Here is a 21,631-nt window from a genome sequence, read left to right as displayed (position 1 = left end):
CTTGAGTAAACACCGCTAACCAGCGATGAACAGGGCGTTCTTAGGACAACCTTTCACGGCGTCTGTAACATGTTCTACCCGATTGTCCGGAACCGGTCCCGGCTGGATGACGAGCTCTTCGTCGTCGTCCAGGTCGAAGACGTCCGGCGCGAACCCCACGCACACCGCATTCGCCTCGCAGAGCGAACGATCGACGCCGATCTCCATGCTTCCTCCGCCGCGTGAGTCCTGGTACAACTAGAACAGGTTCTACTATAACGCCGGATCGAGGTGACGGGTGCGGATCGACTACACACCGGAGCAGCGGGCACTGGCCGCGGAGCTCCGGGAGTACTTCGCCGAGCTGATGACGCCGGAGCGTCGTGACGGCCTGCGCGGCGCCGAGTACGGCGACGGCGTGGCGTACAAGGAGATCGTCCGCCAGCTGGGCAAGGACGGCTGGCTGGCGCTCGGCTGGCCGGAAGAGTACGGCGGGCAGGGCCGGCCGATGCTCGACCAGCTCATCTTCACCGACGAAGCGGCGGTCGCCGGGGTGCCGGTCCCGTTCCTCACGGTGAACACCGTCGGGCCGACCATCATGCGGTACGGCACCGACGAGCAGAAGGCGTTCTACCTGCCGAAGATCGCGGCGGGCGAGCTGCACTTCTCGATCGGCTACTCCGAGCCGGAGGCCGGCACGGACCTCGCGTCGCTGCGGACGCGCGCGGTGCGCGACGGCGACGAGTACGTCGTCACCGGGCAGAAGATGTGGACCAGCCTGATCGAGCACGCCGACTACGTGTGGCTCGCGGTCCGGACCGACCCCGAGGCGAAGAAGCACCGCGGGCTGTCGATCCTGATCGTGCCGACGTCCGCGCCCGGGTTTTCCTGGACCAAGGTGCACACCGTCGCGGGGGCGGGCACCAGCGCGACGTACTACGACGAGGTGCGCGTGCCGGTGTCGGCGCGCGTCGCCGAGGAGAACGCGGGCTGGCCGCTGATCACCAACCAGCTCAACCACGAACGCGTCGCGCTGACGTCGTCGGCGCCGGTGCGCAAGGCGCTCGCGGACGTCGTCGCGTGGGCGAAGGAAACCGGCGCCATCGAGCAGGAATGGGTGCGGCTGCACCTCGCGCGGGTGCACGCCGGCGCGGAGTACCTGAAGCTGCGGAACTGGCGGATCGCCTGGGCGGCCGCCGCCAGCGAGCTCGGCCCGGCGGAGGCGTCGGCGACGAAGGTGTACGGCACGGAGTTCGCGATCGAGGCCTACCGCCTGCTGATGGAGGTGCTGGGCGCGGCCGCCGTCGTCCGCGACGGTTCGCCGGGCGCGCTGCTGGCCGGGCGGATCGAGCGGCTGCACCGGTCCGCGCTGATCCTCACCTTCGGCGGCGGCACCAACGAGATCCAGCGGGACATGATCGCCGCGACCGCCCTCGGCCTGCCCGTCACGCGCTAGGAGCGTCTTCATGGACTTCACCCCCTCCGAGGCGTCGGCCGACCTGGCCGCGCTGACCCGGCGGATCCTCGCCGACAAGGCCACGCACGACCCGCACGGCACCGGCGGCTTCGACGCTCCACTGTGGACGGCCCTCGGCCAGGCGGGTGTACTGGACGCGGCCCTGCCGTCGTCACTGGGCGGCGGCGGGTTCGGCCTGCTGGAGCAGTGCGCGGTGCTGACCGAGATCGGCCGCGCGGTGGCGGCGGTCCCGTACCTGCCGTCGATCACGATGGCGGCGTCGGCGCTGGCCGAGTTCGGCACGCCGGAGCTGGTGGACCGCTGGGTGCTGCCGGTGCTGCGAGGAGAACGCGTTCTAGCGGTGGCGCTGTCCGGTTTCACGGCCGCGAACGGTCTCGTGTCGGGCACGCAGACGGCGGTGCACTTCGGCGCGTTCGCCCACGGGTTCCTCGTGGCGGCGTCCGGCGAGGTCTACCTGGTCGACGCGGCCGCACCGGGCGTCTCGGTCCGCCCCCAGCAGACGACCGACCACGCGGAGGCTTGCCTGCTGGAGCTGTCCGAGGTGCCGGGGACGTCGCTGGGCGACATCGGCGAGTGGCTGCGCCTGCGCGGAACGGTGGGGGTGTGCGCGCAGCAGCTCGGCGTGGTCGAGCGGGCGTTGGAGCTGACGGCGTCGTACGCGGCCGAGCGCAAGCAGTTCGACCACGTGATCGGCGGGTTCCAGGCGGTCCGCCAGCGCTTGGCGGACGCGTACGTGGACGTGGAGGCGGTGCGGCTGACGTCCCTGCAGGCGGCCTGGCGGCTGGCGTCGGACCTCCCGTCGGCGGAGGCGGTGGCAACGGCCAAGTTCTGGGCAGCGGAGGCGGGCCACCGGGTGGCCCACACGACGGTCCACGTCCACGGCGGAGTGGGCATCGACGTGGACCACGAGGTCCACCGGTATTTCACGGCGGCGAAGCGCCTGGAGTTCCTGCTGGGCGGAGCGACGCCGCAGCTCTTGGCCCTTGGCGACGAGCTGGCCGCGGACGCCTGACGGCGGCGGCTCCGGGGCGCTGGCGTGAGGCGGCCGGCGACGAACACGCGGACGGCCGCCGGTTCGCGCGGCCGCCGCACCCGACGCCCGACTCGCGCGGGCCGCCACCGGCTCGCGCAGGCCACCGCACCCAGCGCCGACTCGCGCGGGCGGCCGCCGGTTCCAGCGAGTCACCACGTCCGGCCCCCGATTCGCGCAGGCGGCCACCGGTTCACGCGGCCGCCACGCCCAGCGCCCAACTCGCGCAGGCCACCACACCCGGCGCCCGACTCGCGCGGGCCGCCACCGGTTCGCGCGGGCGGCCATGCCCGGCGTCTGGTTCGCGCAGGCAGCCGCCGACTCGCGCAGGCCACCGCACCCAGCGCCGACTCGCGCGGGCGGCCACGCCCAGCCCCCGACTCGCGCAGGCCGTCGCCGCCGGTGCTACTTCGCCGCGTACGTCCAGAACTCGCGCATCAGCCCGGTCGGTTCCGGGCTGCGCAGCTCGACCTGGGTCAGCAGGATCGTCACCGTGCCCGTCGCCGCCGGTGCTACTTCGCCGCGTACGTCCAGACCTCGCGCATCAGCCCGGTCGGTTCCGGGCTGCGCAGCTCGACCTGGGTCAGCAGGATCGTCACCGTGCCCGTCGCCGGGAGCAGGTGCCAGGCCGTGCCCGCGCCGCCGACCCAGCCGTAGCGCCCCGGGACCTCCCACGGCCGCTTCGCCTCGACGTCGACCGAAGCGCCGTAGCCCCAGCCCTGGCCGTGCAGGAACACTCGCCCGGCCTCGCGCTGGGCCGGTGTCAGGTGGTCGGCCGTCATCCGGTGGACCGACTCCTGCGTCAGCAGCCGGTGGTCGCCCGCCGTTCCGCCGGCCAGCAGGAACCGGGCGAACGCCAGCAGGTCGTCGGCCGTCGACACCAGCCCCGCCGCGCCCGACGGGAACCGCGGCGCGGCGCTCCAGCGGCCCTCCGGCGAGTCGACCAGCTGCAGCCCCACCCCACCCGGCCGGTACGCGCTCGTGAACCGGCCCAGCGCCGCGGTCGGCACGGCGAAGCCGGTGTCGGCCATGCCCAGCGGCTCGAACAGCCGCTCCGCCAGGAACTCCGGCAGCGGCCGGCCCGACACCCGCGCGACCAGCACGCCCTGGATGTCCGACCCGGTGTCGTAGAGCCACGCCTCCCCCGGCTGGTGCAGCAGCGGCACCTGCGCCAACGCCGCCGTCCACTCGTCCGGCGCCAGTGCCCGCGGTGCCGCCGCCGGGTGACCCAGCACCTGCAGCAGCAGGTCGACCGCGGGCAGCGTCATGTCCGCCGCGAGGCCGTACCCGCAGCGGAACGTGAGCAGGTCGGCCACCGTGATCGGGCGGATGGCGGGCACGACGTCATCGACCGGCCCGGCCGGCGTCCGCACCACCACCGGCGACGCCAGCTCCGGCAGCCACCGGGCGATCGGGTCGTCCAGCGCGAGCTCGCCGTCGTCGACGAGCAGCATGACCGCCGCGGCGATGATCGGCTTGGTCAGCGACGCGATGCGGAACAGCGAGTCCCGCGCCATCGGCACGGTGCCCTCCGCGTCGGCCGAGCCCACGGCCGCCGCCTCGACCTGGTCGCCGTGCGCGACGAGGGCCACCGCGCCGGGCACGTCCGCGGCGTGCTGCTTCAGCAGTTCGGTCAGCACGTTCAGTCCAGGGGGTTGATGGCGCGCAGGCGCCGCGGGCCGGTGTCGGGCCGCGACGGCGGCGGCCCCAGCACGAGCCGGGCGTTGGCGACGAACGCGCCGTCCGGCGACGCGAGGATCGGGTCCAGCACCAGTGACCGCACCTCCGGGTTGTCCTCGGCGAGCGCGGCGACGCGCAGCACCATGTCCTGCAAGGCGGCCAGGTCGGCGGGCTCGTCGCCGCGGTAGCCGGTGAGCAGCGGCGCCGTCCGGGGCTCGCGCAGCAGCGTCGCCGCGTCGACGTCGGTGAGCGGCACCGCCCGGTAGGCGCGGTCCCCCAGCAGCGTGCTGACCAGCCCGGACAGCCCGAACGACACGAGCGTGCCGAACGACGGGTCGTCCTGCAGCCCGATCACGCACGACAGGCCCTTCGGGGCCATCCGCTGGACGTACACGTCGTCGTCATCGGAGATCTCACGCAGCGTTTCGTAGGCGGTGCGCACCGAGTCAGCTGACGCGAGGTCGAGCCGCACGCCGGCCAGGTCGGGGCGGCCGCGCAGTCGCTCGTCGACGGCCTTGAGCGTCACCGGGTACCCCAGCTCGGCCGCCGCGGCGACGGCTTCGTCCACAGTGGACGCGACGCGGAACGGGACGACGTCGATGCCGTAGCAGCCCAGCAACCGCACGACGTCGGTGTCGGACAGCAGTGTCGTCTTGCCGTTCTCGGCGTCGAGGAACTCGCGCACGATGCCCTGCGCCTGCTCGGTGTGGATCCCCGGCGGCGTCACGAGCGTGCCCTGCGGGCGCTGCCGCCACGCCGCGTACCGGATGACCCTGGCGAGGGCGTTCACCGCGCGTTCCGGGCTCGGGTACGACGGGATCGAGCCGCGCGTCGGCGTCCCTTCGTCGGTCAGGACGGCGAGCTCGTCCGGCACGCCTTCGGCGGCGAGGAACGTCGAGACGATCGGCTTGCGCTGCCCCAGTTCGACGACGGTTTCACGCAGGGCGCGCGCGTAGGCGGTGCCGGGGATGGCCACCGGCGGCGCGAACACGACGACCAGCGCGTCGGTCTCCGGCGAGGTGAGGGCCTCACCGACCGCCTTGGCGAAGTCGTCCGGCCCGGCCTGCGGGCCGACGTCCACCGGGTCGAACGCCAGCCGCAGTCCCTGCATCCGCGCGGTGTCGGCGGCCAGCAGCCCGATCGCGCTGGAGTTGCCGACGATCGCGACCCGCGGCCCGGCGGGCAGCGGCTGGTGGGCGAACACGAGCGCGGAGTCGAACAGCTGCGCCAGCGACTCGACGCGGACGACACCGGCCTGCTCGAACAGGGCCTGGACACTGGCTTCGTCGATCTCCGTCGACGTCGCGGCCAGCTGCGGGCGAACGGCGTGCCGCCCCGACTTCACCGCGACGATCGGCTTCGTCCGCGCGAGCCGCCTGGCCAGCCGCGCGAACTTGCGCGGGTTGCCGAAGGACTCGAGGTAGAGCAGGACGAGGTCGGTGTCCGGGTCGGTTTCCCAGTACTGGAGCAGGTCGTTGCCGGAGACGTCGGCACGGTTGCCGGCCGAGACGAACGTCGACAGGCCGAGGCCGCGAGACTCGGCGTCGGCGAGGATCGCGGTGCCCAGCGCGCCGGACTGGCAGAAGAACCCGGTGCGCCCGCGCACGGGCAGGCGCGGCGCGAGGGTGGCGTTGAGCCGGATGTCGGGCGCGGTGTTCAGCACGCCGAGCGCGTTCGGGCCGACGACGCGCATGCCGTGCGCCCGCGCCTCGCCGACCAGCCGCAGCTCGGCGTGCAGGCCGTGTGGCCCGGCTTCGGCGAAGCCGCTCGAGAGGATCAGCAGCGTCTTGACGCCCTTCGCGAGGCAAGCGTCCAAAACGGACTCGACGGACTCGGCGGGCACCGCGACGACGGCCAAGTCGACCGGGTCCGGGATGTCCAGCACCGACGGGTACGCGCGGACGCCGCGGACCGAGCGGTGGTCCCGGTTGACCGGGTAGACGGTCCCGGTGAACGCCGCGGCCAGGAGGTTCACGAAGGCGACGTGGCCGACCTTGCCCGGCTCGGCGGACGCGCCGATCACCGCCACCGACGACGGGTGCAGCAGGTTGTGCACGCTGCGCGCCTCGGCCGCCTGCTCCCGCGAGCGGGCCACGGCGAGGGACTCCTCGGTCGGGTCGATGTCGAACTCCAGGTGCAGCACGCCTTCCTCGAACTCGCGGCTGACCTGGTAGCCGGCGTCGCGGAAGACCCGCACCATGGCGGCGTTCTCGGCGAGGACCTCGGCGACGAACCGGCGCAACCCGCATTCCGACGCCGCCGCGGCGAGGTGCTCCAGCAGGATCGAGCCGACCCCGCGGCCCTGGTGCGCGTCGCTCACGACGAAGGCGACCTCGGCCGACGGCCCGTGGTCGAGCCGTTCGTACCGGCCGACCGCGACGATGTCGTCGCCCAGGAAGGCGGCGAACGCGACCCGGTCGTGGTGGTCGACGGTGGAGAACCGCTTCAGGTCCTTCTCCGGGATCCGCGGGTAGGCGCCGAAGTAGCGGAAGTAGCGGGTGCGCTCGGACAGCTTGCCGTGGAAGGCGACGAGGCCGTCGGCGTCGGTGGGGACGACCGGGCGCAGGTGGACGGTGCCGCCGTCGGACAGCACGACGTCGGCTTCCCAGTCGCGGGGGTAGTCGAAGGGGTCCCGGCCGGCCATCGTCAGTCCCTGGGGTCGTCCGGGTCGAGCCCGTGCAGGGGGAAGACGGCCCGGCGGGTGTCCCGGACGACGACGTCGACCGGGTCGTCCTCGCCGTCGCCCCACGGCTTGAACGCGGTTTCGCGGTCGTCGGTCATCGCCCGCGGCAGTTCGGCGTTCGGGGCGGCCTTGGAGACGGTTTCGACCCAGCCGGGCGGCAGCGGCGTCGCGGGGGCGACGTCCCGGTCGAGGACGGTGGCGATCAGGTGCGTCCACGACCGCGGGACGACCCGGATCAGCTGGTACCCGCCCCCGCCGACGGCGATCCACTTGCCGCCGGCGTAGGTCTCGGCGAGGTCGCGAAGGGTGGCGTAGATGGTGCGGTGGCCGTCGACGGACAGCGAGAGGTCGGCCAGCGGGTCTTCCTCGTGCGAGTCGACGCCGCACTGGGTGAACAGCAGCTGCGGTTCGAAGTCGGCGAGCAGGGAGGGGACGACGGCGTTGAAGGCCCGCAACCACCCGGGGTCCCGCGTCCGCGGCGGCAGCGGGACGTTGACGGAGGTGCCGTCGGCCTTCCCGCGCCCGGTTTCGGCGGAGTAGCCGGTGCCCGGCCAGAGCGTGAAGGGGTGCTGGTGCATCGAGATGGTGAGGACGCGCGGGTCGTCGTAGAAGGCGGCCTGGACGCCGTCGCCGTGGTGGACGTCGGTGTCGATGTAGGCGATCCGCTCGAAGCCGTGGTCGAGCAGCCACGAGATGGCGACGGCGCAGTCGTTGTAGACGCAGAACCCGGACGCCTGGTCGCGCATGGCGTGGTGCAGGCCCCCGGCGATGTTGACGGCCCGGGTGGCCTCGCCTTCGGCGATCTTCCGGGCGGCGAGCAGCGTCGAGCCGACGACGAGCGCGGAGGCATCGTGCATGTCGGAGAAGACGGGGTTGTCGGAGGTCCCGAGCCCATGCCCGACATCCCACCCGACGAGCGGCGCCTCCCGCACGGCGGCGATGTATTCGGGGGCGTGGATGCGGAGGAGTTCTTCGTCTCCGGCGCTGGTGGGGACGAGGAGCGGGACGTCGTCGAGCACGCCGAGCTCGGTGGCCAGCCGGACGGTGAGCTCCAGCCGGACGGGGTTGAACGGATGGTCCCCGCCCAGGTCATAACCGAGCAGAGCGGAGTCCCAAACAACAGCCGGCGACATGCGGTCGACTGTAGTGCCGATCGGGGGAATCCGTGGACCGGAAGTGGCGCGGCCTGCTCGGTCCGCCGGCGCCTCCCGGGCCGCGGCGGCTACCTCCGGCGCCGGGTGTGGGAGGGCGACGCCAGGCTGAGGCCCCGCGACGCCCGCCCGCGCCGCGGAAGGCACACCGCGGCCGCGCGCGGCACGTAGACGGCCCGCCCGAGGCGAGGAGTCGCGGACGCATGCCGCGGGCGGGAGCCGCCGGCCTTTTCGAGCCTCCGATCAGCCGGGGAGGGTGCCCGTCGCCGCGGGGCGGTGGGGGTCTCGGGACCAGTGGGACCAGGAGCCCGCGTACAGGCCCGCGCCCGGGTGGCCGGCCAGCTCCAGGGCCAGTACCACCGAACTCGCCGTCACTCCCGAGCCGCAGTACGCGCCGACCGGCTCGCCTGGGCGCAGACCCAGGTCCGCGAAGCGGGCGGCCAACTCCTCGGGTGCCCGCCAGTGGCCGTTGCCGTCCGTGTGGCCGGCGAACGGGGCGTTCACCGCGCCCGGGATGTGCCCGGCCCGCGGGTCGACCGGCTCGGTCTCGCCCGTGTAGCGCGGCGTCGCGCGGGCGTCGAGCAGGAGGCCGTCGCGAGCCAGCGCTGCCGCTTCGTCCGCGTCGAGCACCGGCATGCCGCCCGGGCGGACCGTGACGTCGCCCGGCTCCGGCCGGGCCGGTTCCGTGCTCACCGGGTGGGCGCCGGCCGTCCACGCAGCGTAACCGCCGTCGAGTACCGCCACCTCGTCGTGGCCGGCCCAGCGCAGCAGCCACCACGCCCGCGCCGCCACCGAGCCGTCGGCGTCGTCGTAGACCACCACCGGCGCACCCGCCCGCACGCCGGCCGCACGCAGGTCGCGCTGCAGATCGGCCGGGTCGGGCAGCGGGTGGCGGCCGCCTTCGCCCGGCTCGCCCGCGAGCACGCGGTCGAGGTCGGTGAAGACCGCGCCGGGCACGTGGCCTTCGCGGTACGAATCGGCGCCGGGCGGGCCGGCTAGCCGCCAGCGGACGTCGAGGACGACGGGCCGGTCGCCGGCCGGGCCGGCCAGTGCGGCGGCGAGGTCGGTGGTGCTGATCAGCGGACGCATGCCTCCCATCTTGCAGCGGCCGCCCGCCCGGCCGCGCCGGGGTGCGGACATATCCGTCACCGGCGGGTTGTCCCCGATCCGGCCCAAAACAGGCGAAGACGGACCGCGGCGGATCCGGTTCCGCGGTGGCGGCCCGTCTTATCGGTAACCATCGGCGCGGTATCGCGAAGGCCCGCCGCCGCTGTCGGGGTCAACGACTACGATGAGCAACGCGGACGAAGGGGACAGCGTGAACGATCTCATCGACACCACCGAGATGTACTTGCGTACGATCTACGAACTCGAAGAAGAAGGTGTCGTCCCGCTGCGTGCCCGCATCGCCGAGCGCCTGCAGCAGAGCGGCCCCACCGTGAGCCAGACCGTCGCCCGGATGGAGCGCGACGGGCTGGTCGTCGTGGCCGACGACCGGCACCTCCAGCTGACCGACCACGGCCGCGAACTGGCGATCGCGGTCATGCGCAAGCACCGGCTGGCCGAACGCCTCCTCGTCGACGTGATCGGCCTCGAGTGGGAGCACGTCCACAACGAGGCCTGCCGCTGGGAACACGTGATGAGCGAGGCCGTCGAGCGCAAGCTGGTCAAGCTGCTCGACCACCCGACCACCTCGCCCTACGGCAACCCGATCCCCGGCCTGGACAAGCTGGGCGACGGCGACCCCGCGCCGCCCGCGGAGGCCGACCTGGTCCGGCTCGACGAGTTCGCCCGCACCGGCGGCGGCCGCGTCGAGATCCGGCGCATCGCCGAGCACGTCCAGCTGGACGAGTCGCTGATGACCGAGCTCAAGTCCGTCGGGATCGTGCCGGGCGGCACGGTCACCATCGGCCGGTCCAACGGCGGCACCATCGAGGTCACCGGCGGCGACAACACCGCTCAGGTCGCCAGCTCCGCGCTGCACGCCGTCCTGGCGCTGGCCAGGTGAGCCCGGCCTCCGAGGCCGCTTCGGCGTTCCGCACGGTGCACGGCCGCGAGCCCGCCGGCGTGTGGTCCGCGCCGGGCCGGGTCAACCTGATCGGCGAGCACACCGACTACAACGACGGCTTCGTGCTGCCGTTCGCCCTGCCGCACCGCCTGGCCGCGGCGGCCTCGCCCCGCGAGGACGGCATCCTGTCCGTGGCCACCCTGGGTGACGACGGCCAGCTCCAGCGCTCCGGCGAGCTCGAGATCGCCGACCTGGCGCCGGGCACCGTCGACGGGTGGGCCGCGTACCCGGCGGGCGTCGCCTGGGTGCTGCGTGACCAGGGCTTTCCGGCCGGGGCCGACCTGGTCATCGCCGGCGATGTGCCCTCGGGCGCCGGTCTGTCCTCCTCCCACGCGCTCGAGTGCGCGGTGTCGCTGGCGTTGCTGGGCCTGGCCGGGCTGGAGCTGGGCGCGCCCGGCGACCGCGTGCCGACGAGGCCCGAGGTCGCGCGGTGGGTCCAGCGGTCGGAGAACGACTTCGTCGGCGCGCCCACGGGCCTGCTCGACCAGACGGCGTCCCTCTGCTGCACCGAGTCCTGCGTGCTCTTCCTCGACGTCCGGTCGGGCGAGCAGGAGCAGGTGCCGTTCGGCCTGGCCGACGCCGGGCTGCAAGTGCTGATCATGGACACCCGCACGAAGCACTCGCACGCCGAGGGCGGGTACGGCGAGCGCCGCCGCGGCACCGAACGGGCCGCCGAGCTGCTCGGCGTCAAGGCGCTGCGCGACATCACCGTCGAAGGGCTCTCCGCGGCCCTCGACCGGCTGCCCGAGGACCTGGTGCCGCTCGTGCGGCACGTCGTCACCGAGAACCAGCGGGTGCTCGAAGTGGTCGAGCTGCTGCGCGCCGGCCGACTGGCCGACATCGGCCCGTACCTGGACGCCTCGCACGTCAGCATGCGCGACGACTACCGGATCTCCACGGCCGAGCTGGACCTCGCGGTCGACTCGGCCCGGGCGGCCGGCGCCCTCGGCTCCCGGATGACCGGCGGCGGGTTCGGCGGCTCGGCGATCGCGCTGGTCCGCGACGCCGACCTGGACGGGGTCAAGACGGCCGTCGAAACGGCGTACGAGAAGGCCGGCTACCGGCGGCCGCGGATGTTCACCGCGGTGCCCTCCCGCGGCGCCGGGCGCGACCAGCTCTGAGGCCGCGCGGGTCCGGCCGGGGCAACCCCCGCCCGGACCCGCGCGTCGCCATGAGGGAAGACTGTGGCGCACAGTCACCCTCGACAGGAAGGCCTGGACGTGTCGGAGCAGAGCAACGCCCTGAAGCTGGTCGTCACGGGCGGGGCCGGGTACGTCGGCAGTGTCTGCGCCGCCCGGCTGATCGAGGCCGGGCACCAGGTCACCGTCGTCGACGACCTGTCCACCGGCCACGCCGACGCCGTCCACCCGGACGCGCGGTTCGTCGAAGGTGACGCGGCCGAGGTGGCGGGCAGCCTGCTGCGCGAGGGCTTCGACGGCGTGCTGCACTTCGCGGCCAAGTCGCTGGTCGGCGAGTCGATGACGGAGCCGGCGAAGTACTGGGAAGGCAACGTCGTCACGTCGCTGCGGCTGCTCGAGGCCATGCGCGAGCACGGCACGCCGCGACTGGTGTTCTCCTCGACCGCGGCGACCTACGGCGAGCCGGAGCAGTCGCCGATCCCGGAGTCCGCGCCGGCCCGGCCGACCAACACCTACGGTGCGACGAAGCTCGCCATCGACCACGCGATCACCAGCTTCGCCGGCGCGCACGGGCTGGCGGCGGTGAGCCTGCGGTACTTCAACGTCGCGGGCGCGTACGGCGCGTTCGGGGAGCGCCACACCACGGAAACCCATCTGATTCCCCTCGTTCTCCAGGTCGCCACGGGCGACCGCGAACAGATCAAGATCTTCGGCGACGACTACCCGACGCCCGACCACACGGCGATCCGCGACTACATCCACGTCGTGGACCTCGCCGACGCGCACCTGCTGGCGCTGAAGCACGCCACGGCGGGTACGCACCGCATCTACAACCTGGGCAGTGGCACGGGGTTCTCCGTCCTCGAGGTGATCGAAGCGTGCCGCGAGGTCACCGGCCACGCGATCCCGGCCGAGGTGGCACCGCGCCGGGCCGGGGACCCCTCGGTGCTCGTGGCGGCCAGCGACCGGGCCCGTGAAGAGCTGGGCTGGAAGCCGGAGCGCACCGATCTGACCGGGATCGTCCGGGACGCCTGGGAGTTCACCCAGGCCCGGCAGGGCTGAGACGGAGGCCGCGGCGGGCGCACTCAGGGTTGCTCGCCCGGCGCCTCCGAGTGTCCACAAGCGACGAACTCCCCGGCTTCGTCGAAGTCCGGTGGGGTCAGCCCGAAACCGGACAACCCGGTCGGGTCCGCGGCCAGTGCCAGGCCCAGCAGCTGCGCCGGCGGCATGCCGTGGTTCAGCACCGTCCACAACAGCCCGGCCAGCACGTGGTTCGGCTTCGCCGCCAGCGCGTTCTCCAGGGCCATCCCCGCGAACGTGCCGTCGCCGCGCATGAAGGCGGTGTAGCCCAGCAGGGCCGCCGCTTCCGCGCGTTCCGGAGCCGGGAGCTCCTGGACGAGTGTCAGCCACAGGCGCTCCGCCTCGCGGGCGGGCGGGGCGTGGGGTGGGACCGCCATCGCCAGGCACACGTCCCGGATCTCCGGGACCTTCAGGGCGTACGCCAGCAGGACCGCTTCCTCGTCCGTCGGCGGCCCCGAGCCGCGCCGCTGACGCTCGAACGCCGCTCGGATCACCGAGGCCGCCTCGGACACGCAGGTCGCGTCGGGCCAGGGCAGCGAAGGTGCCATCGACTCGGCTCGGCGAGCGATGGCCTCCGGGGAACGCGGGGCCAGCAGCGCCTCCAGCTCGTGGCGGCTGTCGAACGCCACCGAGCCGCCTTCCGTCGCCATCGCCGCCATCACGGTCGCCCGGGGGTCCGGCAGCTCGCCGCCGCATTCCGGGTCCGTGTAGCAGCCCCACGGCGCGTCTTCGGCGATGTCCGCCACCCACATCGCGTGCAGCACCGGGAGGCCGAACTCGCCCAGTGCGTCCGTCAGCTGCTCGACGAAGCCCGCGTGCGGTGGCGGGCTGCCGGGTCTTCGGCGGCCGCCGACCACCACCAGCGTTACGCCGGTGTGCGGGACGAGGGCGAACCGCGGGGCGAGCGCCCGGGCCTGCTGGGCGCGGTCTTCACAACACGGGAGGTCGCCACGCAGCACCAGGCCCGGGCGGTCACCGCGGTGCCCGAGCAGGACGACGGAGTTCGCGGGCCGGAACCCGATCAGGTGAGGGAGCGCGGCCAGCAGCTGCGCGGGGCTTCGGAGGTCGACCGGCGGCCGGCCGGTCGGGGTGGCGGTGGTCATGCCTCCACCTTGGGGCCGGCCGGGGGCCGGTGGGGGCGGTGGCGGCAAATCTGTGGATGGCCGGGACCGATGTGGACGGATCCGGCCGGGAGCCGCCCGGTCGGCGGTTTCTTGTCGGTGGGGCGGGCTATGCTGCCCGGCCCCACCGACCGGCCCGGCTCAGCCGCAGTGCTCGAAGCCGCTTTCGTAGGTGTTGCTGCCCACCGAGCCGCCCCACTTCACGCAGGTAGCCTCGGCGGTCTTCTTCACGGGCCCGGCGTAGTAGGTGAAGCTGCCGGAGTCGGTCACCCGCGCCGCGCCCTGGACCTCGAGGAACGCCGAGACGGGGCTCGCCGTGCCCAGCGACGTCGCCTTCAGCGTCGTCACGCAGTTCGCCTTGGTCGAGGCGTTGTACAGCAGGTAGGTCGTGCCGGACGAGCCGGCCAGCGCCTGCTGGTCGACGACGGAGAAGCCCGAGCCGCAGACCTCTTCGGCGGAGTAGGGGTTGCCGCCGCAGTTGTTCTTGCTGGTGAAGTCCGTGTGCCCGTAGTACGGCACGGCGACGCCGTTCAGCTTCGCCTTCTGCACCACGCCGTTCAGCCGCTCTTCGAAGTGCAGGTGCGGGCCGGTGACCCCGCCGGTCGCGCCCGCCTTGCCGAGCTCCTTGCCGCCGGCGACCGACTGCCCGACCGAAACCTCCTGCGCCGACAGGTGCGCGTACCGGGTGCGCCAGCCGCTGCCGTGGTCGACCTCGATCCACTTGCCGTAGCTCGTGCTGCCCTCGTCGGCGACCCGCGTCACCGTGCCGGACGCCGCGGCCAGCACCGGCATGCCCGTGATGCCGGACTTCTGGAAGTCGACCGAGTACTCGGGGCTGTGGCCGCTGAACGTCGCCGCGGTCACGGTGACCCCGCACTTGAACGGCACCTGGAAGTTCGGCGCGGCCGACGCGGTCGCCGAGCCGGCGAGGGTGAGGCCGAGCGCGGGCAGCGCCGCGGCGGCGGCGAACACGGCGAGCCGTCGCAACCTGGACATGGGCGAACCTCCTGACGAAGGGGACATCTCGACACCGCACAGCGAAGCCCGCGTCGGTACATTTTCCGTACAAGCACCCAGCGGAGGACACTGATGATCGCCACACGACCCGGGCGCCCCCAGGCCCAGGACTGGGTGCGCTGGGGGTTCGTCGCGGTGCCGATGTTCGCCGCGATGCCCCGGGCGAACACGCTCGCGTGGATCCTGATCGGGATCACCCTGGTCCTGTCGCTCCCTCTGCTGTGGATCTTCGACGCGGGCGGCAGCCGCTTCCTGCCGGTCTTCAGCATCACCGTGATCGCGGCCGCGGGCACTCTGTGGGCGATCGTGCCGAACAGCTGGGCGTCGGTGACGATGTTCAGCACCACGTTCTTCGTCGTGCTCTGGCAGCCGAAGCTGCCGATCTTCCTCGCCGTCGGCATCGACCTGGCCGCGATCACGTTCTGGGCGGGTTACCACCACGCCTGGGACGGCGCGCTGCCGACGTACGCGATCGTCGCCGTGATCGTGCTGCTCGGGCTGAACCGGCGGACCCGGCTGGCCCGGATCGAGCAGACCGAGCTGGCCCTGGCCCGCGCGCAGACGGCGACGGAAGAGCACGCCCGCGCGGCGGCGCTGGCCGAACGCACCCGCATCGCCCGCGAGCTGCACGACGTCCTGGCGCACTCGCTGGCCGGGCTGTCGCTCAACCTGCAGGGCGCGCGGCTCATGCTGGTGCGCGACGGGGCGAGCCCGGACGCCGTCGCGCAGATCGAACGGGCGCAGAAGCTCGCGTCGGACGGCCTCGCCGAAGCCCGCAAGGCCGTCGCCGCGCTGCGCGAGGACGCCGTCCCGGTCGAACGCACGATCGCGGACCTCCTCGCCGCCTACCGGCTGGACAGCGGGGCCCGGGCGGACCTGACGATCGAGGGCGAGCCGCGCGAGCTCGCCCCGGCGGTCGGCACCGCGCTGGTCCGCGCGGTGCAAGAAGCCCTGGCCAACACGCGCAAGCACGCCGCGCGGGCCGAGGTCGACGTCACCCTGGACTACGGCTCCGGGAGCGTCGACCTGACCGTCGCCGACCGGCAGGGCAGGCGCCCGCCGGACGCGCCGGCGGCAGGCTACGGTTTGCGCGGGATGAGCGAACGGGTCGCGCTGCTCGACGGGCGGTTCGAGAGCGGGCCGGGGGAGGACGGATGGCGGATTCACCTGACGGTGCCGGCGTGACGCTGCGCGTGGTGCTGGCCGACGACCAGGCGGTGGTCCGGGAAGGCCTGGTCACACTGCTCGGGCTGCTCCCGGGCGTCGAGGTGGTGGGCGCCGCCGCCGACGGCCTGGCCGCCCTCGACCTCGTCGCCGAGCACCACCCCGACGTCGTGCTGGTCGACCTGCGGATGCCGCGCTGCGACGGCGTCGAGACCACCGAGCGGATCCGCGCCGAGCACCCGGGCACCGAGGTCGTCGTGCTGACCACGTACGCCGACGACGAGTCGCTGCTGGCCGCGTTGCGCGCCGGCGCCCGCGGCTTCCTCACGAAGGACGCCGACGCCGAGGCGATCGCCAGGGCGCTGCGCTCGGCGGCCGCCGGCCAGTCCACAGTGGACGGCGAGCTGCAGCGCCGGCTCGTCGAGGCCGCCACCCGCAGCACGCCCCAGCGGGTCAAGGAGATCGAAGGCCTGACCGCCCGGGAGATCGAGGTGCTGCGGCTGATCGCGGCGGGCCTGTCGAACACGGAGATCGCGCGCACGCTCGTGGTGAGCGAGGCGACCGTGAAGACCCACGTGAACCACCTGTTCACCAAGGCCCGGCTGCGGGATCGGGCACAGGCGGTCGCCTTCGCCTATCGGACGGGCATCGCGGACTGACTCACCCGGCAGGCGAGGTGGCGCCGCCGCGCTCCTGTCTCGCGGCGATCTCCGCGACGAGCTGGAACGCGGAGTCCCGGCCCTGGTCGTCCGCCACTTTCGAGACCAGGAAGTTGGCGAAATACAGGTGGTGGGTGGCCACCAGCCGGTCATGGAACGTGCCGATGGACTTCACGGTCTCCGTGAACATCCGGAGATAGACGACGGCGATGAAGTTGCCGAGGATCCCACCGATCGCCCCGAGCGCCGCCACCAGGATCTTCTCAAGCGCCCCAGTCGGGTCCATGGAGCGGAGCAGGGCGAACGCGACCGCGATGACCGAGAACCCGGCGACGATGCAGAAGATCCCGGTCAAGAAGATCAGCCCGCGCTGCCGGAGTGCCTGGTCGTAATACCGCTTCAGCTGCTGGCTGTGCACCTGGAACAGTTTCATCGCCCGAGGCTCCAGCTCCTCGTCCTGGAGTGATTCGACGATCTCCTCCTGGTCGCGGATCGCTGCGATGTCTTGGAACAGCGAGAGTGCTTTCGCCCGACCCCACGCGCCATACGCCAGTAGTACAGCGCCGCAAAGCACAGTCAACGCAAAGACTCTCGCGGAGCCGGTCAAAGCGAACGCGAACCCGCCGCCCACAATGCAGAGCACGGCCACCAAGATCGTCGCGGCCGAAAGCCACCTCAGCCGATGCCGTCGTCTATCCATCCGGCGTACTCGATGGTCGATCGCAGCAGAGTCAGCGGAGAGAACCGGGTCGGTCTTCTCCACCTCCAGATCGCAGCCCGGACTCCAGCCGGCTGTTACCCGAAGGGTCCGTTCGAGCAGCATTTCGCCGCGATGTTTCAGCGCTGGGATGAAGACCTTCAGCAACGCGAGGACTTTCACTTCGAACCGCGTGCCCACCGTAAGTCGACTGAACCTGCCCAAGTTCAGTCGTCCGTAAGCGTAGAGCCTGGCGGTGATGACCACGCTCTTCGCGTCGAGCTCGAGAGTGGCGCTTCGGACGTCCTTGAACTGTTGCCGCGCCGCGTGCAGGAGCAGCTTCTCCCCTCCGCTCACGAGCGCGCCGAGCTTGGACGTGGCAAGGGGTGCCCCGTCCGCGGCCCGGAGGGTCAACCTGACCGAGATCATTTCTCCCGAGGAGAGAACGAAATCAGTCGCTGCCCGGAGTTCCTCCAGTTTCACCATGGCTTCCTCCTCGGCGGTCTCGGCCGTCGCCACCGGGGTCGAAATCCGAGCGATCGGCGTTACTCGCCGGAGACGAAGTTCAGAGCAGTCGTTGCGTGAACCCCGCCGCGGCCAGGCGGCCGAACGCGCCCTCCACGACGTCCGGGACGTGCTGCGGGATCGCGAAACCCCGCGCCGCGTACTCGGTGATGCGCTGTGTCTCGCCGACCAGCATGCTGATCACCCGGTCGACGTCTTCTTCGCCGGTGAGGTGGTCCTCGAACGACACCGCCCTCGACGCGCACACGATGTCGACGCCGGGCCAGAGCCGCTTCGCCGTCGCGTACGCCCGCCGCTGCTGGTACGGCCGCGTCACCAGCGTCACCGACCGGATCTCCCGACCGGCGAGCAGCGCGCGGGTGAACACGATGTTCTCCCCCGTGTTGCGCGCACCGGGCTCGACCAGGATCGCCTCGTCGGGCACGCCGAGCTCCAGCGCGATTTCGCGGTAGTGGACCGCTTCGCCACGCGGGAAGCGCTCCACCGTCGTCGGCGCGTTGGCGCCGGTGAACACCACCAGCGGGAAGCGCCCCGCGTGGAACAGCTCCGCCGTGTGGACGGCGACACCGGGATCGCGGCTGCCCAGCCCGATCCCGGCGTCGGAACGCCGTGGCTCGTGCCGCAGGTCGTGGTAGTCCCACAGCGTGCGGACGTCGGCGTCCAGGTGCTCCGGCAGCATCAGCCGAACGCGGCTCGCAGGGCCGGCTTGCCGCCCGTGACCGGGAGCGTCACCGACGTCTTGGTCAGGTCGAGCGCCAGCCCCGCGCCCGGCTTCGGCCGCAGCGTGTAGTCGTGGTCGCTGGACGCCAGCAGGAACTCCAGCCGGTGCCCCGCCGCGAGGATGTAGTCCTTCGGCATCAGCTCGACGCCGATCTTGTACGTCTGCCCGGGCGTGATCGGCTCGGTCCGGGCCGGTGACGTGCGGTTCTGCGGGTCGGTCCAGCCGCGGCTGATGATGTGGGACGTGCCGTCGGGGGCGCGGTCGAGCAGGATCGCGGAGACGTTCGCCGCGGGCCGGTCGAACGCCAGCGCCAAGTCGGCGCGCGCGGTGCCCGAGAGACGTACGGACTGCTTCGCCGCCGAAGTCGCGTACAGCAGCCGGTTACCCGACGAGGCGAGTCCGGCCAGCTGCTCGATCGTCTTCGACGAGTCGTCGGCGAGGGTTTCGACGGCCGCGGTGCCCGGGACGGGGTTGCGGGTGTCGATGGTGCCCTTCGCCTTGCCTCCGGGCCACGGGTAGACGCGCACGTCGGCCGTCGTGGGCGCCGGCCAGTCGGCTTCGTCGACCCACGACAGGTCTTCGCGCTGGATCGTCGCCTTCGGCTCGTTCTGGATGCCGTTGGCGATGCCGTAGAGGTAGTGCGACATCCACTTGTTCAGCGTCGTGAGCCAGACGTCGCGCCGCAGCGAGTACGGGTCCGCGTGGCCGGACTGGTGCAGCCAGATCTTGTGCTCGACGCCGTGCGCCTTCAGCGCGTCGTACCACTCGGCGACCTGGTCGGTCTTGACGTTCCAGTCGTTGAGGCCGTGCACCGCGAGCACCGACGCGTGCACCTTCGCGACGTCGTTGCGGTAGTTGCGGACGTCCCAGAACGGCGTGTAGTCGCCGGTCACGCGGTCCTGGTCGCGGGTCAGGCCGTCGATGACCGGGCGGCAGACCTGCCGGTCTTCGCGGGTGTAGACGTACTCGGCGAGCACGTCGGCGTCTTCGCCCTGGTAGCCGCCGGCCGCGACGACGGCGCCGTCATTGCGGTAGTACTGGTACCAGCTGGAGATGGCGGCGATCGGCACGATCGTCTCGAGGCCTTCGACGCCGGTGCTCGCGACGGCGTTGGGCAGCGTCCCGTTGTAGGACACGCCCATCATGCCGGTCTTGCCGGTGCTCCAGTCGGCCTTCGCCGCGGCGCCGGCGGCGTCGCGGGCGGGCGTCCGGCCGTTGAGCCAGTCGACGACCGAGCGCGCGCCGATCGTCTCGTTGACGTCACCCGTGGTCGGGCAGCCGGTCGAGAGGCCGGAACCGAGCGACTCGCCGTAGACGACGGCGAACCCGCGCGCGGTGAAGTAGTCCTGGTAGCGCCAGGTGATCGGGGTGGCCGGGCCGACACCGTGCGCGGCGACGCGCGGGCCTTCCGGGCCGCGGGCGTACCCGGGCGCGTAGAGCTCGACGTCGACGTCGTGGTTCGCGATGTCGTTGCCGCCGGCGTAGTACGGGCTGGCCTGGTAGACGACGGGGACCTTCAGGCCCTGCTGCGTCGCGCGCGGGCGCACGACCTGGGCGTGGACGAGGTCGTCCCGGCCGTCGTGGTCGCTGTCGACGGGCGCGGTGACCCAGACGTCCTCGCGGATGACGTCGGCCGGGTTGAAGACCGGCTGTGCCTGGCCGCCGGTGAAGACCGGGCCGGGCGGGTCGGCGGCTTCGGCGGTGACCGCCGTGAGCGGCAGGGTCGCCAGTGCGAGGAGCAGGACTGCGGTTCGTGCGGCTTTCACTCAAACCCCCAAGCCGGGCGAAGCGGACGACTGTCGAGACTTCCGCTCCGGCCTCGGGAGTGTCAAGAGACTAACGTCGGGGGCATGCCGACCGTGGAAGCGCCGATCGCCGCCGTGACCGTCTACCCGCAGCAGGCCCGGATCACCCGCCGGGGCAAGGCCCCGCTCGACGGCGGGCCGCGCCTGACCTTCGCCGGGCTCCCCCTGTCGCTCGACCCGGGCTCGGTGCGCGTCACCGGGACCGGTCCCGCACTGATCACGGGCGTCGACGTGCGCACCGAACGGCACGCCTCGCCGGCCGACGCGGCGTTGCGCGTTCTGGTGGAGCAGCGACGCGCGGACCAGGCGACCCTCGACGGCGTCGTGGACGACGAAGCGGCCGAAGCGATGAAGGTGGATCTGCTGACTTCGCTCGCGAAGCGCAGCGGCGGCAGCTTCGCGAAGGCGCTGGCGGCCGGGACCGCCGAGCCGTCGCGCGTCGCTGAAGTGACCGACGCGCTGAGTGAGCGGCTGGCTTCGGCCTTGAAGGCGCGACGGGTGCTCGTGGATCGGATCACGCGGCTGCGCGAGGACCTCGCCGCTTTGGATCGGCGGATCGAGTCGCATAGCGCGCGGTCCGAAGAGGACAGTACGTCGGTGGTGGTGGAGCTGGAGATCTCGGACCCGTCAGGGTCGGCCGAGCTGGAACTGTCCTATGTGGTACCCGGGGCGAGCTGGGAGCCGGGGTACGACGTCCGGGTGCGCGACACTTCCGTCACGGTGATGTCGTACGGGTTGGTCAGCCAGCACACGGGCGAGGACTGGCCGGAGTGCGAGCTGGCTTTGTCGACGGCGCGGCCGGCGATTTCGGTGGTCGTGCCGGAGCTTTCGCCGTGGTATCTGGACCGCGTCCACCCGGTCCCGCCGGCGCCGGCGGGGGCGTACGGCGGTTCCGGTGGCGGGATTCCGGAGGGTGCGCGGATGAGGGGTTTCTCCGCTGCTGCCGCAAATATGGCGCCGAAGTTCGCCACCGTCGAACAGGGGACGACGGCGGTGACGTACCGGCCGTCGCGTCCGGTGGCGGTGCCGTCGGGGGCGCAGGGGCATCGGACGACGTTGGCCGAGCTTTCGCTGACGGCTGAGTTGGGTTACGTGACCGCGCCGGTGTTGGCCGAGGAGGCTTATCTGCGGGCTGTCGTGGTGAATACGTCTTCGTTTGCGTTGCGGCCGGGGCGGGCTTCGGTGTTCCACGACGCCGAGTTCGTGGGGACGACTTCTTTGGAGGCATGGGCGCCCGGGGAGGAACTGGAGCTGGCGTTGGGAGTGGACGACCGGATCCGGGTCGAGCGGGAGCTGGTTCGGCGGACCGCGTCGAAGGCGACTTTGTCGGGGCAGAAGCGGCGTGAGGCGGAGTATCGGATTTCCGTGGCCAACCACGGGCCGCGTTCCGCGGTGGTGACGGTGCTTGACCAGGCGCCGGTTTCCCGGGACGACGCGGTGACGGTTCGGGATGTGAAGACATCGCCGGAGCCGGTCGAGACTTCGGAGCTGGGCGAGTTCACGTGGAAACTGACCGTGGCGGCGGGTGAGACCGGCGAGGTGAAGCTGTCTTACCGGGTGGATGTGGCGAAGGGCGTGGAACTCTCCGGCTGGCGGGAGTGAGACATGGCCGAGGGCCGGCCACCCGTCGTCGGG

General features: G+C 72.4%; 18 protein-coding genes. 8 read left to right on the top strand and 10 right to left on the bottom strand.

The features are described 5' to 3' along the window. Nucleotides 1–15: 15 nt before the first annotated feature. Nucleotides 16–207: a ferredoxin gene (locus ACZ7OU_RS19315; RefSeq protein WP_470256119.1), complete on the bottom strand. Its 192-nt coding sequence runs from the start codon at nt 205–207 to the stop codon at nt 16–18. A gap of 70 nt (nt 208–277) precedes the next feature. Here ACZ7OU_RS19315 and ACZ7OU_RS19310 point away from each other — a divergent pair, with 70 nt between their 5' ends. Further along, complete coding sequence (locus ACZ7OU_RS19310; RefSeq protein WP_470238688.1) at nt 278–1,435, top strand: acyl-CoA dehydrogenase family protein; 1,158 nt, start codon at nt 278–280, stop codon at nt 1,433–1,435. A gap of 10 nt (nt 1,436–1,445) precedes the next feature. Beyond that, nucleotides 1,446–2,468, top strand: coding sequence for an acyl-CoA dehydrogenase family protein (locus ACZ7OU_RS19305; protein ID WP_470256118.1), 1,023 nt, complete (start codon nt 1,446–1,448; stop codon nt 2,466–2,468). A 530-nt stretch (nt 2,469–2,998) separates the two neighbouring features. Here the strand turns inward: ACZ7OU_RS19305 and ACZ7OU_RS19300 are convergent. The 4 genes from ACZ7OU_RS19300 to ACZ7OU_RS19285 all read right to left on the bottom strand — a co-directional run bounded on the left by ACZ7OU_RS19300 (nt 2,999) and on the right by ACZ7OU_RS19285 (nt 9,089). Then, the gene (locus tag ACZ7OU_RS19300; protein ID WP_470257625.1) at nt 2,999–4,132 is read right to left on the bottom strand and encodes a serine hydrolase domain-containing protein; all 1,134 of its coding nucleotides are present in this window, start codon (nt 4,130–4,132) and stop codon (nt 2,999–3,001) included. Continuing rightward, the gene (locus ACZ7OU_RS19295; protein WP_470256117.1) at nt 4,129–6,810 is read right to left on the bottom strand and encodes a bifunctional acetate--CoA ligase family protein/GNAT family N-acetyltransferase; all 2,682 of its coding nucleotides are present in this window, start codon (nt 6,808–6,810) and stop codon (nt 4,129–4,131) included. Before ACZ7OU_RS19295 ends, ACZ7OU_RS19300 begins: the two co-directional genes overlap by 4 nt. Before the next feature lie 2 nt (nt 6,811–6,812). Then, nucleotides 6,813–7,982, bottom strand: coding sequence for an acetoin utilization protein AcuC (locus ACZ7OU_RS19290; RefSeq protein WP_470256116.1), 1,170 nt, complete (start codon nt 7,980–7,982; stop codon nt 6,813–6,815). 261 nt (nt 7,983–8,243) lie between these two features. Then, a complete protein-coding gene (locus ACZ7OU_RS19285; RefSeq protein ID WP_470256115.1) occupies nt 8,244–9,089 on the bottom strand; it encodes a sulfurtransferase in 846 nt (281 codons plus the stop codon). Between the two features lie 202 nt (nt 9,090–9,291). Between ACZ7OU_RS19285 and ACZ7OU_RS19280 the strand changes: the two genes are divergently transcribed. The 3 genes from ACZ7OU_RS19280 (at nt 9,292) to galE (ending at nt 12,269) form a co-directional block, all read left to right on the top strand. Continuing rightward, entirely contained in the window at nt 9,292–10,008 is a 717-nt protein-coding gene (locus ACZ7OU_RS19280) for an iron-dependent transcriptional repressor DtxR (RefSeq protein WP_470238693.1), read from the top strand. After that, nucleotides 10,005–11,189 (top strand): galactokinase, encoded by a 1,185-nt coding sequence (galK, locus tag ACZ7OU_RS19275; protein WP_470256114.1) that lies wholly within the window; start codon nt 10,005–10,007, stop codon nt 11,187–11,189. Before ACZ7OU_RS19280 ends, galK begins: the two co-directional genes overlap by 4 nt. A 99-nt stretch (nt 11,190–11,288) precedes the next feature. After that, a complete protein-coding gene (galE, locus tag ACZ7OU_RS19270; RefSeq protein WP_470256113.1) occupies nt 11,289–12,269 on the top strand; it encodes a UDP-glucose 4-epimerase GalE in 981 nt (326 codons plus the stop codon). 23 nt (nt 12,270–12,292) lie between these two features. Here galE and ACZ7OU_RS19265 read toward each other — a convergent pair whose 3' ends face one another. Together ACZ7OU_RS19265 and ACZ7OU_RS19260 are read right to left on the bottom strand one after the other, a co-directional pair. Further along, the gene (locus ACZ7OU_RS19265) at nt 12,293–13,390 is read right to left on the bottom strand and encodes a DUF4192 domain-containing protein (RefSeq protein ID WP_470256112.1); all 1,098 of its coding nucleotides are present in this window, start codon (nt 13,388–13,390) and stop codon (nt 12,293–12,295) included. Nucleotides 13,391–13,549: 159 nt separating this feature from the next. Further along, the gene (locus ACZ7OU_RS19260) at nt 13,550–14,404 is read right to left on the bottom strand and encodes a M23 family metallopeptidase (protein ID WP_470238697.1); all 855 of its coding nucleotides are present in this window, start codon (nt 14,402–14,404) and stop codon (nt 13,550–13,552) included. 93 nt (nt 14,405–14,497) lie between these two features. On the opposite strand from ACZ7OU_RS19260, the gene ACZ7OU_RS19255 reads away from it, so the two are divergent. Together ACZ7OU_RS19255 and ACZ7OU_RS19250 are read left to right on the top strand one after the other, a co-directional pair. Then, nucleotides 14,498–15,610 (top strand): sensor histidine kinase, encoded by a 1,113-nt coding sequence (locus ACZ7OU_RS19255; protein ID WP_470256111.1) that lies wholly within the window; start codon nt 14,498–14,500, stop codon nt 15,608–15,610. Then, nucleotides 15,607–16,248, top strand: coding sequence for a response regulator (locus ACZ7OU_RS19250; protein WP_284741292.1), 642 nt, complete (start codon nt 15,607–15,609; stop codon nt 16,246–16,248). Before ACZ7OU_RS19255 ends, ACZ7OU_RS19250 begins: the two co-directional genes overlap by 4 nt. Before the next feature lies 1 nt (nt 16,249). Here the strand turns inward: ACZ7OU_RS19250 and ACZ7OU_RS19245 are convergent, their stop codons facing one another. The 3 genes from ACZ7OU_RS19245 to ACZ7OU_RS19235 all read right to left on the bottom strand — a co-directional run bounded on the left by ACZ7OU_RS19245 (nt 16,250) and on the right by ACZ7OU_RS19235 (nt 19,957). Then, a complete protein-coding gene (locus tag ACZ7OU_RS19245) occupies nt 16,250–17,431 on the bottom strand; it encodes a TRADD-N-associated membrane domain-containing protein (protein WP_470256110.1) in 1,182 nt (393 codons plus the stop codon). Nucleotides 17,432–17,510: 79 nt separating this feature from the next. Beyond that, a complete protein-coding gene (locus ACZ7OU_RS19240; protein ID WP_470256109.1) occupies nt 17,511–18,149 on the bottom strand; it encodes a YdcF family protein in 639 nt (212 codons plus the stop codon). Next, a complete protein-coding gene (locus tag ACZ7OU_RS19235) occupies nt 18,149–19,957 on the bottom strand; it encodes a Xaa-Pro dipeptidyl-peptidase (protein WP_470238701.1) in 1,809 nt (602 codons plus the stop codon). The genes ACZ7OU_RS19240 and ACZ7OU_RS19235 overlap by 1 nt, the downstream gene beginning before the upstream one ends. Before the next feature lie 84 nt (nt 19,958–20,041). Here ACZ7OU_RS19235 and ACZ7OU_RS19230 point away from each other — a divergent pair, with 84 nt between their 5' ends. After that, entirely contained in the window at nt 20,042–21,598 is a 1,557-nt protein-coding gene (locus ACZ7OU_RS19230; RefSeq protein ID WP_470256108.1) for a DUF4139 domain-containing protein, read from the top strand. Nucleotides 21,599–21,631: the final 33 nt, after the last annotated feature.

It is taken from the genome of Amycolatopsis sp. NPDC114505 (assembly GCF_055633615.1).
Note: the sequence above shows the minus strand (reverse complement) of the source record. Positions and strands in the feature narration are given on the sequence as shown.

What these genes read in the sequence shown, in the direction of transcription:
- ACZ7OU_RS19315 (WP_470256119.1), bottom strand. Translation starts at nt 207, where the DNA reads ATGGAGATCGGCGTCGATCGTTCGCTCTGCGAGGCGAATGCGGTGTGC.
- ACZ7OU_RS19305 (WP_470256118.1), top strand. Translation starts at nt 1,446, where the DNA reads ATGGACTTCACCCCCTCCGAGGCGTCGGCCGACCTGGCCGCGCTGACC.
- ACZ7OU_RS19295 (WP_470256117.1), bottom strand. Translation starts at nt 6,810, where the DNA reads ATGGCCGGCCGGGACCCCTTCGACTACCCCCGCGACTGGGAAGCCGAC.
- ACZ7OU_RS19290 (WP_470256116.1), bottom strand. Translation starts at nt 7,982, where the DNA reads ATGTCGCCGGCTGTTGTTTGGGACTCCGCTCTGCTCGGTTATGACCTG.
- ACZ7OU_RS19285 (WP_470256115.1), bottom strand. Translation starts at nt 9,089, where the DNA reads ATGCGTCCGCTGATCAGCACCACCGACCTCGCCGCCGCACTGGCCGGC.
- ACZ7OU_RS19280 (WP_470238693.1), top strand. Translation starts at nt 9,292, where the DNA reads ATGAGCAACGCGGACGAAGGGGACAGCGTGAACGATCTCATCGACACC.
- ACZ7OU_RS19265 (WP_470256112.1), bottom strand. Translation starts at nt 13,390, where the DNA reads ATGACCACCGCCACCCCGACCGGCCGGCCGCCGGTCGACCTCCGAAGC.
- ACZ7OU_RS19260 (WP_470238697.1), bottom strand. Translation starts at nt 14,404, where the DNA reads ATGTCCAGGTTGCGACGGCTCGCCGTGTTCGCCGCCGCCGCGGCGCTG.
- ACZ7OU_RS19255 (WP_470256111.1), top strand. Translation starts at nt 14,498, where the DNA reads ATGATCGCCACACGACCCGGGCGCCCCCAGGCCCAGGACTGGGTGCGC.
- ACZ7OU_RS19245 (WP_470256110.1), bottom strand. Translation starts at nt 17,431, where the DNA reads ATGGTGAAACTGGAGGAACTCCGGGCAGCGACTGATTTCGTTCTCTCC.
- ACZ7OU_RS19240 (WP_470256109.1), bottom strand. Translation starts at nt 18,149, where the DNA reads ATGCTGCCGGAGCACCTGGACGCCGACGTCCGCACGCTGTGGGACTAC.
- ACZ7OU_RS19230 (WP_470256108.1), top strand. Translation starts at nt 20,042, where the DNA reads ATGCCGACCGTGGAAGCGCCGATCGCCGCCGTGACCGTCTACCCGCAG.